This is a genomic window from Streptomyces sp. NPDC058464, from assembly GCF_042721035.1.
Lineage (GTDB): Bacteria > Actinomycetota > Actinomycetes > Streptomycetales > Streptomycetaceae > Streptomyces.
In genome coordinates this window covers 207620-221433 of record NZ_JBHXMA010000010.1, presented here as the reverse complement: position 1 = coordinate 221433, position 13814 = coordinate 207620, and the positions used below count along the sequence as shown (strand labels likewise).

Annotated in this window: 14 protein-coding genes and 1 pseudogene; 6 read left to right on the top strand and 9 right to left on the bottom strand. The window is 72.2% G+C overall.

The features are described 5' to 3' along the window. Together ACFWPQ_RS16490 and ACFWPQ_RS16485 are read right to left on the bottom strand one after the other, a co-directional pair. A pseudogene (locus ACFWPQ_RS16490) lies at window positions 1-414 on the bottom strand (hypothetical protein); the annotation flags it as partial. An 80-nt stretch (window positions 415-494) separates the two neighbouring features. Then, window positions 495-857, bottom strand: coding sequence for a hypothetical protein (locus ACFWPQ_RS16485; RefSeq protein ID WP_384034418.1), 363 nt, complete (start codon window positions 855-857; stop codon window positions 495-497). 59 nt (window positions 858-916) lie between these two features. Here ACFWPQ_RS16485 and ACFWPQ_RS16480 point away from each other — a divergent pair, with 59 nt between their 5' ends. From ACFWPQ_RS16480 to ACFWPQ_RS16470, 3 genes are all read left to right on the top strand, one after another. Next, window positions 917-1657 carry a response regulator transcription factor gene (locus ACFWPQ_RS16480; protein ID WP_384034413.1) on the top strand — a complete coding sequence of 247 codons (741 nt, stop codon included), beginning with the start codon at window positions 917-919 and terminating at the stop codon, window positions 1655-1657. Window positions 1658-1809: 152 nt separating this feature from the next. Further along, window positions 1810-3030, top strand: a complete 1221-nt coding sequence (locus ACFWPQ_RS16475) for a metallophosphoesterase (RefSeq protein WP_384034320.1) — start codon at window positions 1810-1812, stop codon at window positions 3028-3030. Between the two features lie 64 nt (window positions 3031-3094). Continuing rightward, window positions 3095-3244: a hypothetical protein gene (locus ACFWPQ_RS16470; protein ID WP_384034317.1), complete on the top strand. Its 150-nt coding sequence runs from the start codon at window positions 3095-3097 to the stop codon at window positions 3242-3244. 148 nt (window positions 3245-3392) lie between these two features. On the opposite strand, the gene ACFWPQ_RS16465 is transcribed toward ACFWPQ_RS16470, so the two are convergent. From ACFWPQ_RS16465 to ACFWPQ_RS16455, 3 genes are all read right to left on the bottom strand, one after another. Continuing rightward, on the bottom strand, window positions 3393-4055 hold the full coding sequence (locus ACFWPQ_RS16465; RefSeq protein ID WP_384034314.1) for a hypothetical protein: 663 nt from the start codon (window positions 4053-4055) through the stop codon (window positions 3393-3395). Between the two features lie 106 nt (window positions 4056-4161). Continuing rightward, window positions 4162-4686: an SRPBCC domain-containing protein gene (locus tag ACFWPQ_RS16460; RefSeq protein WP_384034311.1), complete on the bottom strand. Its 525-nt coding sequence runs from the start codon at window positions 4684-4686 to the stop codon at window positions 4162-4164. Between the two features lie 28 nt (window positions 4687-4714). Next, window positions 4715-5410, bottom strand: a complete 696-nt coding sequence (locus ACFWPQ_RS16455; protein ID WP_384034309.1) for a type 1 glutamine amidotransferase domain-containing protein — start codon at window positions 5408-5410, stop codon at window positions 4715-4717. Window positions 5411-5568: 158 nt separating this feature from the next. On the opposite strand from ACFWPQ_RS16455, the gene ACFWPQ_RS16450 reads away from it, so the two are divergent. Further along, entirely contained in the window at window positions 5569-6516 is a 948-nt protein-coding gene (locus ACFWPQ_RS16450; protein WP_384034305.1) for a LysR family transcriptional regulator, read from the top strand. Here ACFWPQ_RS16450 and ACFWPQ_RS16445 read toward each other — a convergent pair. The 4 genes from ACFWPQ_RS16445 to ACFWPQ_RS16430 form a co-directional block, all read right to left on the bottom strand. Beyond that, the gene (locus ACFWPQ_RS16445; protein ID WP_384034302.1) at window positions 6419-7933 is read right to left on the bottom strand and encodes a DHA2 family efflux MFS transporter permease subunit; all 1515 of its coding nucleotides are present in this window, start codon (window positions 7931-7933) and stop codon (window positions 6419-6421) included. The genes ACFWPQ_RS16450 and ACFWPQ_RS16445 overlap by 98 nt on opposite strands. Further along, window positions 7930-8862, bottom strand: a complete 933-nt coding sequence (locus ACFWPQ_RS16440) for an aldo/keto reductase (RefSeq protein WP_384034299.1) — start codon at window positions 8860-8862, stop codon at window positions 7930-7932. The genes ACFWPQ_RS16445 and ACFWPQ_RS16440 overlap by 4 nt, the downstream gene beginning before the upstream one ends. After that, a complete protein-coding gene (locus ACFWPQ_RS16435) occupies window positions 8862-9491 on the bottom strand; it encodes a carboxymuconolactone decarboxylase family protein (protein ID WP_384034296.1) in 630 nt (209 codons plus the stop codon). The genes ACFWPQ_RS16440 and ACFWPQ_RS16435 overlap by 1 nt, the downstream gene beginning before the upstream one ends. Window positions 9492-9752: 261 nt before the next feature. Beyond that, window positions 9753-10577, bottom strand: coding sequence for an alpha/beta hydrolase (locus tag ACFWPQ_RS16430; protein ID WP_384034294.1), 825 nt, complete (start codon window positions 10575-10577; stop codon window positions 9753-9755). Between the two features lie 200 nt (window positions 10578-10777). Here ACFWPQ_RS16430 and ACFWPQ_RS16425 point away from each other — a divergent pair, with 200 nt between their 5' ends. Further along, complete coding sequence (locus tag ACFWPQ_RS16425; RefSeq protein ID WP_384034291.1) at window positions 10778-11581, top strand: IclR family transcriptional regulator; 804 nt, start codon at window positions 10778-10780, stop codon at window positions 11579-11581. Between the two features lie 566 nt (window positions 11582-12147). Then, entirely contained in the window at window positions 12148-13761 is a 1614-nt protein-coding gene (locus tag ACFWPQ_RS16420) for an ABC transporter substrate-binding protein (RefSeq protein WP_384034288.1), read from the top strand. Window positions 13762-13814: the final 53 nt, after the last annotated feature.

Below are 13814 nucleotides of genomic sequence, written 5' to 3'. Positions count from 1 at the left end.
ACGCGTTACCCAACCCACTAACCCGCGGGCTCGCCCGCCCGCTACGCCGTGGGGGGGGGGGGCCGGCGCCCCCCCCCGGGTGTGGGTTTGGTGGTGTCTTTCCCGGGGGGACCACCCTTTCCCCCCCGCCACGGTGAGCCAGTACACGCCCGCCCGGTAGGCGCTCGTGCGGAACTGGACCGCCAGGACGACGGCCAGCAGGGCGCTCATCAGCACCGAGACTCCGGTCAGCCCCAGGCCGGCCTTCTCGTTCAGCAGGTCGGCCGCGGTCGCGCCGACCGTCGTGCACAGGACCTTGATGATCCAGAAGTAGACGGTGGGTTCGGGCACCTTGTTCCGGCGCGGGCGATGACCCGAAGCGGCTGTCCGGCCGGCCTCCGGAACCACCTGGCTCGCAGACGTTTCATGGGTCATGCCGCCCGACCCTGCCAGGCCGTTCCTGAACATATCCTGACCGCCGCCGCGCGTCGGCCCGCCCGGAGCCGGAGACCGCCTTACCGGGCGGCCGAGGCGGCGGCCGGGATGTGGGCGGAGGTGATCGTCATCGGCGTGCCGGTGACGGCGATGAGATAGCTCCCCGGCCCGTGGCCACCGGGCATCGCCCGGAAGCCTCCTTCGGGTTCCACCCGGTACTCCGAGGTGGCGTGCGGGGCCAGCACGGTGGGACCGGAGGCGATCGTCCACCAGTTGGAGGCGCCCTGGCCGGTACGGCTCGCGAAGTGCGGTTCGAGTGCCGTACCGGTGGTGTTGACGGCCCGGACGTCGATGGTGGTGACACCGACACGTGACCCGTGCCTGGCGAAGTGCGGGGCGAGGCTCATGCGCAGCGGCGGCGGGCTCGCGGCGGCGATCACCACGCACGCGAGGGCCGGGGCGAGCAGCCCGGCCGCGACGACGGTCCTGGCGCGGCGGCCACCTGGAAACCGGGCTGCGCGGCCACGACTACGCGCCGACGTGGTGCCGTACCGGAGCGGGCGCGCTGGCGGAGGCCGGGCGGGCACCGTACGAGGTGCTGCTGCTGGACCTGGGGCTGCCGGACATGGACGGCCTGGACGTCGCGCGGCAGCTGCGTGCCCGCCTCCCCGACCTGCTGATCGTCGTCCTGACGGCGCGGACCGACGACATCGACATCATCGCCGGGCTGGACGCCGGGGCCGACGACTACCCGGTCAAGCCGTTCAGCCTGACCGTGCTGCTCGCCCGGCTGCGGGCTCACCTCAGGCGGCACGCGGTGGCCGCGCCGGCCCGGGAGCCGGTGCGGCTGGGCGATCTGGTCGTCGACGTGACGGCCCGGCGCTGCGTCCCGCTCGGTGCCGAAATCCCTTTGCGGGCAAAGGAGTTCGACCTGCTCGCGGTGCTGGCCGAGCGGGTCGGCGAGGCGGTCTCGCGCGAGACGCTGATGGCGGAGGTGTGGGACGAGAACTGGTTCGGCTCCACCAAGACCCTCGACGTGACGCTGGCGGGCCTCCGCCGCAGACTGGCCGGCGCAGCACAGGCGACGCAGACGACCCAGGCGACCCAGGCGACCCAGGCGACAGAGACGGCGCAGGCGGCACAGGCGGGTGGGCGGCAGGCCCGGTTGCCGCGGATCACCACGTTGCGGGGGCACGGGTACCGGCTGGAACGGCTCCCGGATCTGCCGGATCTTCCGGATTGAGAAGGTGCGCATGGCACCCCCTGCACGGCGGACACCTCGTCCCTCGGTCCCGTCGCGCAGGCCCCGCCGGCGCCCTCATGAACGCCGGTCCGCCGGCCCGAGGACGACCGGATACAGTGCGCGAGACGGCAGCCTGGTCAGTGAGGGGAAACGTGACCGACACCAGCAGCACCCGACCCGCCGACAGCGAAGCACAGGCACCGCGGCAGAGCCGCCTGCACCGCCTGATGCGCTACATCCCCCTCATCGCCCCCGTCCTGCTGTGGGCCGTGCCGTGCTGGGTGCTCCTGTACACCGGCCAGCACTGGCCGCTGCCCGTCGCGGCGGCCGGCACCGTCCTGTTCGCCCTCGGCCTCGTCGGCATGCCGCTCGCGATGATGCGCGGCCACGGCCGGCGCCAGCAGGACCGGGCGGCCATCGTCGGTGACACCCTGCTGGGCACCAGTTGGGTCCTGTTCACCTGGTCCGTCCTGCTCGGCGTCCTCCTGCGGCTCGCCCTGGCCGTGGCCGGCGTCGGCGAGGGCCAGGACCGGGCCCGGATCGTCACGTGGGCCGTCCTCGGCGTGTCCGCCGTCCTGCTTGCCTGGGGCTACGCCGAGGCGCGCCGCGTGCCACGCGTGCGCCGGCTCGACGTGCGACTCCCACGGCTGGGTGCCGGGTTGGACGGCACCCGCGTCGTCCTCATCACCGACACCCACTACGGCCCGCTCGATCGCGCCCGTTGGTCGGCACGGGTGTGCGAGACGGTGAACTCCCTGGAGGCCGACCTGGTCTGCCACACCGGCGACATCGCGGACGGCACCGCCGAACGCCGCCGCGCCCAGGCCCTCCCGCTCGGTACCGTGCGGGCCACCCGGGCCCGCGTGTACGTCACCGGCAACCACGAGTACTACAGCGAGGCCCAGGGCTGGGTCGACCTGATGGGCGAGCTGGGCTGGGAGCCGCTGCGCAACAGCCATCTGCTGCTCGAACGCGGAGGCGACACCCTCGTGGTCGCCGGCGTGGACGACGTCACCGCCGAGTCCTCCGGCCTGGCAGGCCACCGCGCCCACCTCGCCGGGGCCCTGGACGGCGCCGACCCTGACCTGCCCGTCCTGCTCCTGGCGCACCAGCCCAAGTTCGTCGACCGGGCGGCGACCGCCGGCATCGACCTCCAGCTCTCCGGCCACACCCACGGCGGCCAGATCTGGCCCTTCCACCACCTGGTCGGCATCGACCAGCCCGCCCTCGCCGGTCTCAGCCGGCACGGCACCCGCACCCTCCTCTACACCAGCCGCGGCACCGGCTTCTGGGGCCCGCCGTTCCGCGTCTTCGCCCCCAGCGAGATCACCCTGCTCGTGCTCCGCTCCCCGCACCTGCCCACCTCGCCGTAACACCGGGCGGGCCACCACTGCCGCGTGGAGCAGTCCACGGGATCCCGTCCACACCGGACGGGCCATGGCCGGTCTCGTCGCGGCCGTGCGCGAGGGGGACATCCGCCCGGGCGACCGCACCGTCTTCCTCCACACCGGAGGGCTGCCCGGGCTCTTCGGCCACCAGGAGGCACTACGACGCGCCGGAGAGGTTCTCACGGACCACACCGTGTGACCGATCGCCGTCTCCACAGCCCACAGCCCGTAACCCACAGCCCGTAACGCACGGCCCACGGCCCACGCCATAGCCCACGAAAGTCCGTGATCGTCCGCGAAGCCGCTGCCACCCCGGACGCCGGAGCGGGTGGGCGTCGGGTCCGTCCTCATCCGGTCGCACCGGGGAGGGGCAGGGATCGCTCCACCTCGACCGTCGTGGTGACCCGGGTGAGAGCGGGTCGGCGCGGGACCGAGCCGAACCCGAACCGCACGGGAGGTTCGACCGGTGCGAGCGCGCCCAGGTCCGCACCGTCGTAGGCGCCCGACAGTTCACGGATGGCGAGCAGATCCCGCGCGCCGTACCACTCCCTGCGGCCGTTGCCCGCGCTGCCGCGGGTCCGTACGCCGGGCAGCAGCACGCGGGCGACCCCGTCCGTGATCGCGGACCACGCCGGGCGGCGGGCGAGCGGGCCGGGAACGGCGTGCAGCAGGTGGCCGAGGGGCGTACGGCGCCCGGTGGTGAAGCGCAGGCGGAGCGGTCCGGCCGTGACCGTCCAGGTGTCCGCGAGGACGGCGACGTCGACCGGTACGACGTGTACCGTGTCGAATTCGTAGGTGTCGCTGACGAATTCAGCTGTTTGCCGCGTCGGAGCGAGCAACAGCCGTTCCCCGTCGCTGCGTTCCAGCATCACATCGCTGAACGGGCCGAACGGCGACCGGGGCCAGTGGCCGAGCACGACGCGGGTGCCGGAGCCGGTGCCGAGTCCCGCGATCCAGCCGTCGAAGCACTGCCGGGGGCGCCGGGTGCCCGGTCGCCACGTCCACGTCACAGGTCCGTCTTCCCCTCGTGGTCCCGGTGGAGGTCGTACCTGAACCGGCGTCGGTGGCCACGGCCGGGTGCGTCCCCGAAAGCCGGAGGCGCACCCTGGAGTCGCGTCACTCGGCGGCGGCGCGGACCAGTCCGTCCAGCCAGGCCTGGTGGCCGTTGAGCATCGGGTTCGGGCGCTCGTCCGCCAGGGCCGCGGCCGGTTCGCCGATCTGGGTCTCCTGGGTGAGGATCCGCACCCGGCCGCCGGGCAGGTCCTCGACCAGCCAGGCGTGCAGCACGTCCAGCCGTTCCTCGGGCTTGCCGTCCTGCTTCGCCGTCCAGGACAGCCGGCCCGGGACGCCGTCCGCCGGCGCCTGGAACTCGACGACGTGGGCGTCCAGGGGCGGGAAGCCGAAGGTACCGAAGCTGAAGACCTGGTCGTCCGTCAGCTGCGGGCCGCCGCCCTCGGGGAAGGAGATGTCGGCGACGTTGTCGTAGTAGCCCTCCCACTCGGATGTGTCGGCCAGATAGTGCCAGACACGGGCGGCCGTAAGGCCCTGGACGATCACCTCGTTGGAGACGAAGTTGTCGCCGGTGCCGGGGAGGTACTTCTCGGGCCAGTTGATCGCGTTCTGCGTGGTCATGCGGGTCATGCGGGTGTCCTTACGGTGAAGTGCGTTGTCAGGAAAGCTTCTTGAGGAGTTCGGCGGCGAGCCTGCCGGCGGAGGCCGGGTTCTGGCCGGTGACGACGTTGCGGTCGACCACGACGTGCGGGGCCCACGGCTCGCCCGCCTCGACCTTCAGGCCGGCCTCGGTGAGGCGGTCCTGGAGCAGCCACCTGGCGCCGTCGGCGCTGCCGGCCAGCCGCTCCTCGGTGTTGGTGAAGGCGGTGATCCGGTAGCCGGCGAACGCGTTGGTGCCGTCCTCCTCGACGGCGGCGAGCAGTGCGGCCGGGCCGTGGCAGACCACGCCCACCGGCAGGCCGGACGCCAGCGCGCGGGTGAGGATGCGGCCGGAGTCGGCGTCGACGGCCAGGTCCTCCATCGGGCCGTGCCCGCCGGGGACGTACACGGCGTCGAAGTCGTCGAGCCGTACGTCCGTGAGGGCGACCGGGGCGCGGAACTCCGGCGCGCCCGCCACGACCGCCCGGACCGCCGCGGCGTTCTCCTCGCCGCCGTTGGCCTGCGCGGTCAGGCTGGCCGGGTCGACCGGCGGGACCACACCTCCCGGGGTGGCGACGGTGACCCGGTGTCCGGCGGCCTTGAACGCCTCGTAGGGGACGACGGCCTCGTCGGCCCAGAAGCCGGTGGGGTGTGCGGTGCCGTCGGCCAGCGTCCACCGGTCGGCACCGGTCATCACGAAAAGGATCTCCGCCATGTCTCTCCCCTGCTTCTGCCTGCATCGTCGCCACTCGGGTGGGCTGCCGCCACTCGGCGACGCCCTTCACGCTAGGACGGCCACCCATCCGGGCACCAATAGGGAAGCCGATTCCCGCCATCGGAGAGCCGATGGCAGGCCCGGTTAGGCTGGAGGCCATGAAGCACCGGACGCACGCCACGGTCACGCCCCGGGAGACCGGCGGCGGACAGCTCCCGCAGCACGCGGACCTCAACCTGCTGCGGACCTTTCTGGCCGTGTACCGTGCGGGGTCGTTCACGGCGGCGGCGCCACGGCTCGGGCTCTCCCAGCCCACGGTGACCGCGCAGATCCGCACGCTGGAACAGCAGACCGGCCGCGAGCTGTTCACCCGGCTGCCCCGGGGCGTGGAGCCCACGCCGTACGCCCGCGAGATGGCGGGACGGATCGCCGCCCCGCTGGACGCGCTGAGCGGCCTGGAGGAGTCCGGCGCGCTCGCCGCGCCGGTGCACCTGGCCGGCCCCTCGGAGCTGCTGTGCGTACGGGTGCTGCCCGCGCTCGTCCCGCTCGTCGCGGACGGCGTTCAGCTCCGGGTCGCCCAGGGACTGCCCGAGCCGCTCCTCGAGGAGATGCGGGCCGGTCGCCACGACCTGGTCATCGCCACCCGGCGGCCCCGCGGCCGGGCGCTGGAGTCGGTGCCGCTCGCCGACGAGGAGTACCTCCTGGTCGCGAGTCCGGCCTGGGCCGAACGCCTCGCCGGTCACCCCGAGGCGGACGATCCGGGCGCCTTCCTCCGAGAGGTGCCCATGGTGACGTACGCGGAGGACCTGCCGATCGTCCGCCGCTACTGGCGCACCGTGTTCGGCAGGCCGCTCACCGCCCGTGCCGCCGTCACCGTGCCCAACCTGTACGCGGTGCTCTCGGCGGTCAACGCGGGCGCCGGCTTCAGCGTGCTGCCCCGTTCACTGTGCCAGGAGTACCTCGACTCCGGCCGTCTCGTCCTCCTCCACGCCCCGCAGGAGCCGCCGCTCAACACCCTGTTCCTCGTCCAGCGGCCCGGCGCCGAGGCCAACCCCGACGTGGTCCGGGTACGGGACGCTCTCCAGCGCACTGCCCGCGGCTGGTAGCGGCCGCGTCGTACGCCTCCCGGACCCGTCGGTCGCTGACGTGCCGGGCCAGGACGGCGGCGCCCAGGCACAGGGCGGCCAGGGTGAGAAAGGCGATGCGGTCGGCGAAGGCGGTGCCGGTGCCGGCCGGTGGGACGAGCGAAGCCGTCAGGGTCCCGGCCAGGGCCACTCCGAAGGCGCCGGCGGTCTGCCGCTGCATGTTGAGGAGGGTGGTGGCATCGGCCGTACGGGCGGGCGGGATGGTGACGAAGGCTGCGTTCTGGGCGCTCGCGAAGAGCAGGCCGACGGAAGTCCCGAGCAGGTACATCGACGGGTACAGGGCGAACGGGTGCGGGGCGGCCGTCAGGATCGCCAGGAGAACGATGATCAGCGCGGCTCCGGCGCCGCCCGCGGCCATCAGGCGGCGGGGGCCGACCCGGTCGTGGAGGCGGGGCACGAGCTGGGAGGCGGTCAGCATGCCGAGCGCCTCCGGGAAGGTGGCCAGGCCCGAGTGGAGCGCGTCGTAGCCCAGGTCGGTCTGCAGGAACTGGGGATAGAGGTACAGCACCCCCATGAACGCCGCGCCCGTCGGCAGCAGGACCAGCTGGGTCGTGCGGAACAGCTGGTCCTCGGCCACCCGCAGATCGATCATCGGGTGGGCGGCCCGCAGCTCCCACGGAACGAACGCGGCGAGAAACGCCACACCGCCCACCAGCGGAACCAGTGTGCCGGCGCTGCCCCAGCCCCGGTCCGGGGCGCCGGTGAGGGCGTACAGGACCGCCGCGAGCCCGCCGCCCGCGAGAACGAAGCCGGGCAGGTCGAAACGGGGTGCGCCCGGGCCGGGGAAGTCGGGCAGGACGGCCGCCCCGAAGAGCAGGGCGAGGACGCCGACCGGCAGGTTGACCAGGAACACCCAGTGCCAGGAGGCGGTGTCCACCAGCCAGCCGCCCAGGACCGGGCCGAGGGCCGGGGCGACGGCGGTCGGCAGCATGACGTACTGCTGCGCCCGCAGCCGCTCGGCCACGGGGAACGCGCGCAGCATCATCGTCATCCCGACGGGGGCGAGCAGACCGCCGCCGACGCCCTGCAGCACGCGGTACCCGGTGAGCGCTCCGAGCGAGCCGGCGGTGGCGCACAGCGCGGAGGCCACGGTGAACAGCAGCAGGGCGGTCAGCGCGGTGCGCCGGGTGCCGAAGCGGTTGCCGAGCCAGCCGGAGACGGGGATGAACACCGCGAGGGCCACCAGGTAGCCGACGTTGACCGAGCTCAGACCTGAGGTGTCGACGGCGAAGTCGCGGCCGATGGCCGGAAGGGCCACGTTGACGATGGTGGTGTCCATGATGGCCATGAAGTTCGCGGCGACGAACACCCCGCAGACGGCGACCTTCGCGGGGACCCGGTGACCGAAGCGCGGCCCGGTCGGCTGGGCGGAGCTCACCGGCCGTGGCGGAGCCAGTGGACCTGCTCCTCGGTGAGGGTGAGGCGGCGCGCCTGGAGGGAGTTGTCGATCTGGGCGGTGGTCCGCGCGCCGATGGACGGCCACACGCCGGGGTGGTGGAGGGTCCAGGCCAGGGCCACGGTCTCGGGCCGGGAACCGAGTTGTCCGGCGAGCTCCCGGCAGCGCTGCCGACGGGCTCGGTTGTCCACGGTGTCGTACGGATCGGGCTTGCCGTGGTGCTCTTTGGGTCCGGTGCGGGCGAAGTGACCGCGGGCCTGCGAGGACCAGCCGAGCAGGGGCAGCCGGTGTCGTCGTACGACGTCGAGCACGGCGGCGTCGGCGTGCAGGCTGCCTTCCAGCAGGGCCGGGTCGGGTTCGGCGAGGCTGAACTGGTAGCTGGCGACGGGCGTGTGGCCCCTCGCGACGAGTGCGGCGGCGAGCTCCGCCAGCCGCTCCGCCCGCCAGTTGGAGACGCCGACGCGGCGGACGTGTCCGGCGTCGACGAGGCTCACGAGGGTGTCCGCGAGCTCTGCGACGGGCCGGGTGGGGTCGTCGCAGTGGTAGAGGAGGACGTCGATGACGTCGACGCCGAGGTTGGCCAGCGCGGACCGCACGTGGGCGAGGACGGTGTCCCGGTCCAGCGGGATGTCACCGCCGGTCGTGTCGTGGCCGACCTTGGTGGTCACGCCCAGCGTGCCGGGGTTCGCGCGCAGCCACGCGCCGACCGCCGCCTCGGCCCGCCCGCCGGCGTAGCTGTGCGAGGTCTCCACCAGCAGCCCGCCGGCGTCGGCGAAGTGGGCGAGCCGCTCGGCGGTGGCCTCGGCGGGCTCCGCGCCGAACGGGCCCCCGAGGACGAAGCGGTGCGCGGCCGTCTCCAGGCCGTCCTCGTCGAGGAGCCCGTCGAGCAACTGCAGCGGGGAACGAGGCATCAGGCGTCGCCTCCGGGGACCCGCCGGAAGCCGTCGACGTCGGCGAAGGGCCGGGGCAGGTGCGGCCGGAGCGGAACCTGGAAGGTGTTGAGCATCATCGCGGACATGCTGAAGCTGCCGATGCAGCCGATCAGGTCCAGTACCCCGTCCTCGCCGAACAGCCCGATCGCCTCGGCGTAGGTGGCGTCCGTGACGAAGTGGTCGTGGAGCATCTCGTGGGCGAAGGCGTGGAAGACGCGCTCGTCCTCCGCCTTGAAGCCGGGGTCCTCGCCGCGCGCGAGGCGGTCGAGGCACTCGGCCGGGATGCCTTCCTCGACGGCCTGCTCGATGTGGGCGTTCCAGGCGGCCTGGCTGTCGAAGTGACGGCCGGCGATCAGCACGCTCAGCTCACGCAGCTTCTGCGGGAACCGGGACTCGTTGCGGCAGTACCGGCCGAGGTTCTCCACCCAGTGGGCGAGTTCCATGTTGCGTGCCCAGACGAGGAAGGGCGGGGGTGGTTCGACGCCGGGGCCGACGATGGTGTCGAGCAGTTCGGTCTGTTCGGGGGTGAGGCTGGTCAGCGGGGTCAGTCGCATGGTCGCGCTGCCTTTCAGGGGGAGGTGGATCACCGAGTCGTGGTCTGTGCTCACGGGCGACGACGGCGCTGGTCCGTCGGAGAGGCCCGCGCCCGGGGCAGGCCCGTCCGTGACCGCGGGCCGCGCCCGAGGGGCGTGCGGTCCCGCGGTCAGGACGGGTGTCGGGGGAGGCGCCCCGGGGCGCGGGCGGCCGCGCCGGCGGGCCGACGGCGAGGGCCTGTCGGCGACCGGGGGAAGGGGTGGTGGTGCGGCGACTCGGGCGGGGAACATCCCGGACGGGATGGTCAACCCGCTGGAGCAGGTGGACGGGGGTCGTCAGGCGGTGCGCCACCACGCGTAGTACTTGTCGCCGTAACCATCCATGATGTCCGCGTACTCGTGGTCCGCGTCCGGGAACTCGAAGAAGTCGTGCGGCACTTCGAGGTCGGTGAAGCGGGTGTCCAGGTCGCGGATGGTGGGTGCGAGGCGGGTGTCGAGCCGGCCGGACAGCAATCGGACCTGGCTGGTGCGGCGCAGTTCGGGGGCGCCCGCGAGGACCAGGCTCCAGGGGTGGCAGAGGTCGTAGTACTCCTGGTCGCCGAAGTAGGTGTTGTTGACCCGGTCCTCCGGCTCGTCCTTGAGGTCGCGCAGGATGGCGGGGGCGACCGCGGACACCTTGCCGAAGGTCTTCGGGTACTTCAGGCCCAGGTGCAGGGCACCGAAGCCGCCCATGGAGAAGCCCTCGACGGTACGGGCGGCGGCTTCGGGAATCGTCCGGTAGGTGTCGTCCATGTGCCGGACCAGGTCGAAGGCGGTGATCTGGGCGAGCGGGCGGGCGCCGTCCTTGGAGTCGACGTACCAGCCGATCGGCAGGATCTGCGGGACGACGACGATCGCCGGGGGCATGACCTCGCCCCGGATCGCCTTGTCGATCCGCGCAACCATTTCGGAACCCTGGCGGGCGTTGCCGAACCCGCCGTGCAGCCAGTAGATGACGGGGAAGCGTCGGTCGGGCTCGGTCTCGTACTGGGGCGGGAGGTAGAGCTGGTAGCTGCCCTGGGCGTCCGCGCTGCCGCGCGAGGGCTGCGGGTAGAGACCGAAGGTGGTGAGTTCCTGGTCCTCCTGGACCTCGTCGATCCACTGCTGTTCGATCTCTGCCATCTGTTGCGGGGTCGTGCGTACCTTGTGGACCTTCTCTGGCACGGGGGTTGTCCTCTCGGGGATGGTCGTGGTGCGGTTCCGGGGTCCTCCGAGGCAGGTGCGGCAGCCCTCCGACCCACCAACCCGGTGTTCCATTACGTGGAATGATGTATTCTGTTGTGGAACGCTCATCAGTGAAACCGTGCGACGGGAGCCTGTCAATGGCCGGGATCGAAACTTCCGAGGACTCACAGACGGGCGGCCGCGGGGGACGCAGCTCCAGCGCGGGCAACGCCACCGACAAGGCGCTCAACCTGCTGGAGGCCGCCTCGGCCCCCGGCTATCCGCACCGTCTGGGAGACATCGCGGCCACCGCGGGAGTGCCCAAGGCCAGTGCGCACCGCATCCTCCAGAACCTGGTGGGGACGGGTTTCCTGGCCTCCGACGGGGCCGGGAGCTACAGCCCCGGGCCGCGGATCCGCGCGCTCGCGGCCCGGATCACCCAGGGCTGCGAGGAGGACCAGGTGATGCGGGCCGAACTCGAAGTTCTGGGCCGGCGCATCGGCCACACCGTGCACATGGGCGTGCGGACCGGCGACGTGGTGACCCTGCTGGTCAAGGTGTCCGGGCCGAACGCGGTGCAGGACTCCTCCCGGGTCGGCCAGCAGCTCGCCCTGCACACCACCGCCATCGGCAAGTGCGTCCTCGCCGGTCTGGCCGACGCGGAACTCACCGCGCTGGTGGACAGGGTGGGTCTGGCACCGCGTACGGAGAGATCCCTCACCGGTCTCGCCGGACTGCGCGCGGAACTCGCCAAGGTGCGCGAGCAGGGTTTCGCCGTGGACGACGAGGAGAACGAACTGGGCGTACGCTGCCTGGCCGTACCGGTCCGCGACGCCAAGGGCGCGGTCGTCGGCGCGGTCAACGTCTCGACGATCACCTTCCTGGAGACGCGGGAGGCCCTGGTGGGCTGGGCCGACACCGTGCGTACGACGGCGGAAGCCCTGCACGGCCTGCTGGGCTGACGCCCGCCTGCACGACCCGCCTATACAACAGGGTCCGGTCTGTACACCAGTCCATGATCCGCACGCTTATCTTTCGCGGCCGGCACCCCATTCCCCTTGCACGGATGCTGGACAGCAGGGCCCCGTTTCATCAGGGTTACACCACTGGGCCGATCGCGTCTCGTCCGCACTGCGGCCGGAGGACGCCCAGGCCCCGGTTCACCGGCCAGCCCCCGGTGGACCGGCACCACCTCAGTACCTGAGCCTGATCCTCGCGAGCAGCGGGAGCACCTCCGGTTCGTCGCCGCTCATCCCTCTGGACCGCCGGTTCCGCACGGCCCGCTCCGGCCGGCACCGCACGACGGTCCCCCGCGACGCACCCGACCCTCCGCACCTCCCGGCCCTCCGCCGGCCGACTCGCACCCTCCGTGAACACGCGCAGGTGGCCCCCTCCTTTACGGGTGCCGCCCGGGCCCCGCGACCCCTCGTCCGCGCCCGGCACGTGCAGATGTTCCTCATCACACCCAGCTGCCCGCCTCCCGGCCCCCGTTGCCCTGGCGGACCTCCCGTGGCGCAAGGAGAAGTACATGCACTCCCTCGACTCCACCTCCGGCCGACTCACCCCGAGATCGCTCCGGACCGCCCGCACCGGCCTCGTCGCCGCGTGCGCCGCGCTCGCCCTGACCCTGACCGCCTGCGGCGGCGGCAAGAACGCGGCAACCGGCGCCCAGAGCACCGGCAAGGCGGTGCCCGGCGACATCCTGACCGTCGCCGAGCAGCAGGCCCCGCCCACCCTCAACCCGGGCAGCCTGGACCTCGGTTTCGTCGACTTCACGATGCTGTCGTACGAGTCGCTGTTCTACCTCTCCCCCGAGGGCACCGTGCAGCCGGCGCTGGCGAAGTCCTGGAAGTACGTGGGTTCCGGCAACACCGAGCTGTCGGTCACCCTGCGCTCGGGCGTGAAGTTCGCCGACGGCGAGGCGGTCACCGCCGACGCGGTGAAGGCCTCCCTGGAGTACGCGAAGAAGGCCCAGGGCAACCAGGCGCACTACCTGACGGACGCCACGATCACGGCTACCGGCCCGCTCACCCTCACCATCAAGCTGGCCAAGGCCAACCCGATCCTGCCGACCCTGCTGACGCAGTCGTACGGCATCGGCCAGATCATCAGCCCCAAGGGCCTGGCGGGCGCGTCGAGCCTGACGCCGACCAAGACCAGCCAGGGCGCGGGTCCCTACATCTACCAGCCGTCCGACAGTGTGGCCGGCGACCACTACACGTACACCGCCAACCCCGGCTACTACGACAAGTCCAAGCAGCACTACAAGAAGATCGTGATCCGGATCGTGCAGAACGGCCAGACCGCGGTCAACGCCATGAAGACCGGCCAGATCGACGTCTACAAGGGCGACTACACCTCCGCCGCCTCGGCCAAGGCCGCGGGCATGTCCACCGTCGGCCTCCCCGTGATCCTCCAGGGGCTGAGCCTGATCGACCGCGAGGGCGAGGTGTCCAAGCCGCTCGGCGACGTCCGGGTCCGCCAGGCGATCAACTACGCCATCGACCGGGACGCCGTCACCAAGGCCCTGCTCGGCTCGGCCGGGACACCGACCGTGCAGACCGTCATCAAGGGCGGCGACGGCTACTCGGAGGAGATGGCGAAGGAATACCCCTACGACCCGGCGAAGGCCAAGCAGCTGCTCAAGGAGGCCGGTTATGCGGACGGCTTCACGCTGCCCGTCCTCGCCGCCACCTTCGTCGGCTTCGACACGATGGCCGAGGCGATCGCCGGCCAGCTGTCCAAGGTCGGCATCAAGGTGAAGGTCACCGCGGTCACCAGCATCACCTCGTTCGTGGAGAACCAGACCAACCACAAGTACCCGGCCGTCTCCGGCGGGTTCACCGAGGAACCGATGTACCTGGAGGGCCTCGACCTCTTCATGCCCGGCTCGAAGGTCTTCAACGGCTTCGGCAGCACCGCCCCCGAGCTGACCGAGCTGTTCGACAAGGCGGCCGCCGCCGAGCCCGCCGAGCGCGCGAAGCTCGACCAGCAGATGCAGGAGTACCTGGTGAAGAACGCCTGGTACGCCCCGGTCGCCTTCACTCCCGTCAACTACTACGTCCGGCCCGGCGTCGGCGGGGTGAAGGTCAGCGCGGGCGCCCCCTTCGTGAGCCCGCTGGCCATCTACGCCACCAAGTAAGCGCTCCGGGCGGCCCCCGGCCTGACCACGGGGGCCGCCCGGCCCGAGAAAGG

Bases quoted from the DNA above. Each gene is read 5' to 3' on its own strand.
- ACFWPQ_RS16450 (WP_384034305.1), top strand. From the start codon at position 5,569: ATGAAGCACCGGACGCACGCCACGGTCACGCCCCGGGAGACCGGCGGC.
- ACFWPQ_RS16420 (WP_384034288.1), top strand. From the start codon at position 12,148: ATGCACTCCCTCGACTCCACCTCCGGCCGACTCACCCCGAGATCGCTC.
- ACFWPQ_RS16460 (WP_384034311.1), bottom strand. From the start codon at position 4,686: ATGACCCGCATGACCACGCAGAACGCGATCAACTGGCCCGAGAAGTAC.
- ACFWPQ_RS16470 (WP_384034317.1), top strand. From the start codon at position 3,095: ATGGCCGGTCTCGTCGCGGCCGTGCGCGAGGGGGACATCCGCCCGGGC.
- ACFWPQ_RS16430 (WP_384034294.1), bottom strand. From the start codon at position 10,577: ATGGCAGAGATCGAACAGCAGTGGATCGACGAGGTCCAGGAGGACCAG.
- ACFWPQ_RS16440 (WP_384034299.1), bottom strand. From the start codon at position 8,862: ATGCCTCGTTCCCCGCTGCAGTTGCTCGACGGGCTCCTCGACGAGGAC.
- ACFWPQ_RS16455 (WP_384034309.1), bottom strand. From the start codon at position 5,410: ATGGCGGAGATCCTTTTCGTGATGACCGGTGCCGACCGGTGGACGCTG.
- ACFWPQ_RS16425 (WP_384034291.1), top strand. From the start codon at position 10,778: ATGGCCGGGATCGAAACTTCCGAGGACTCACAGACGGGCGGCCGCGGG.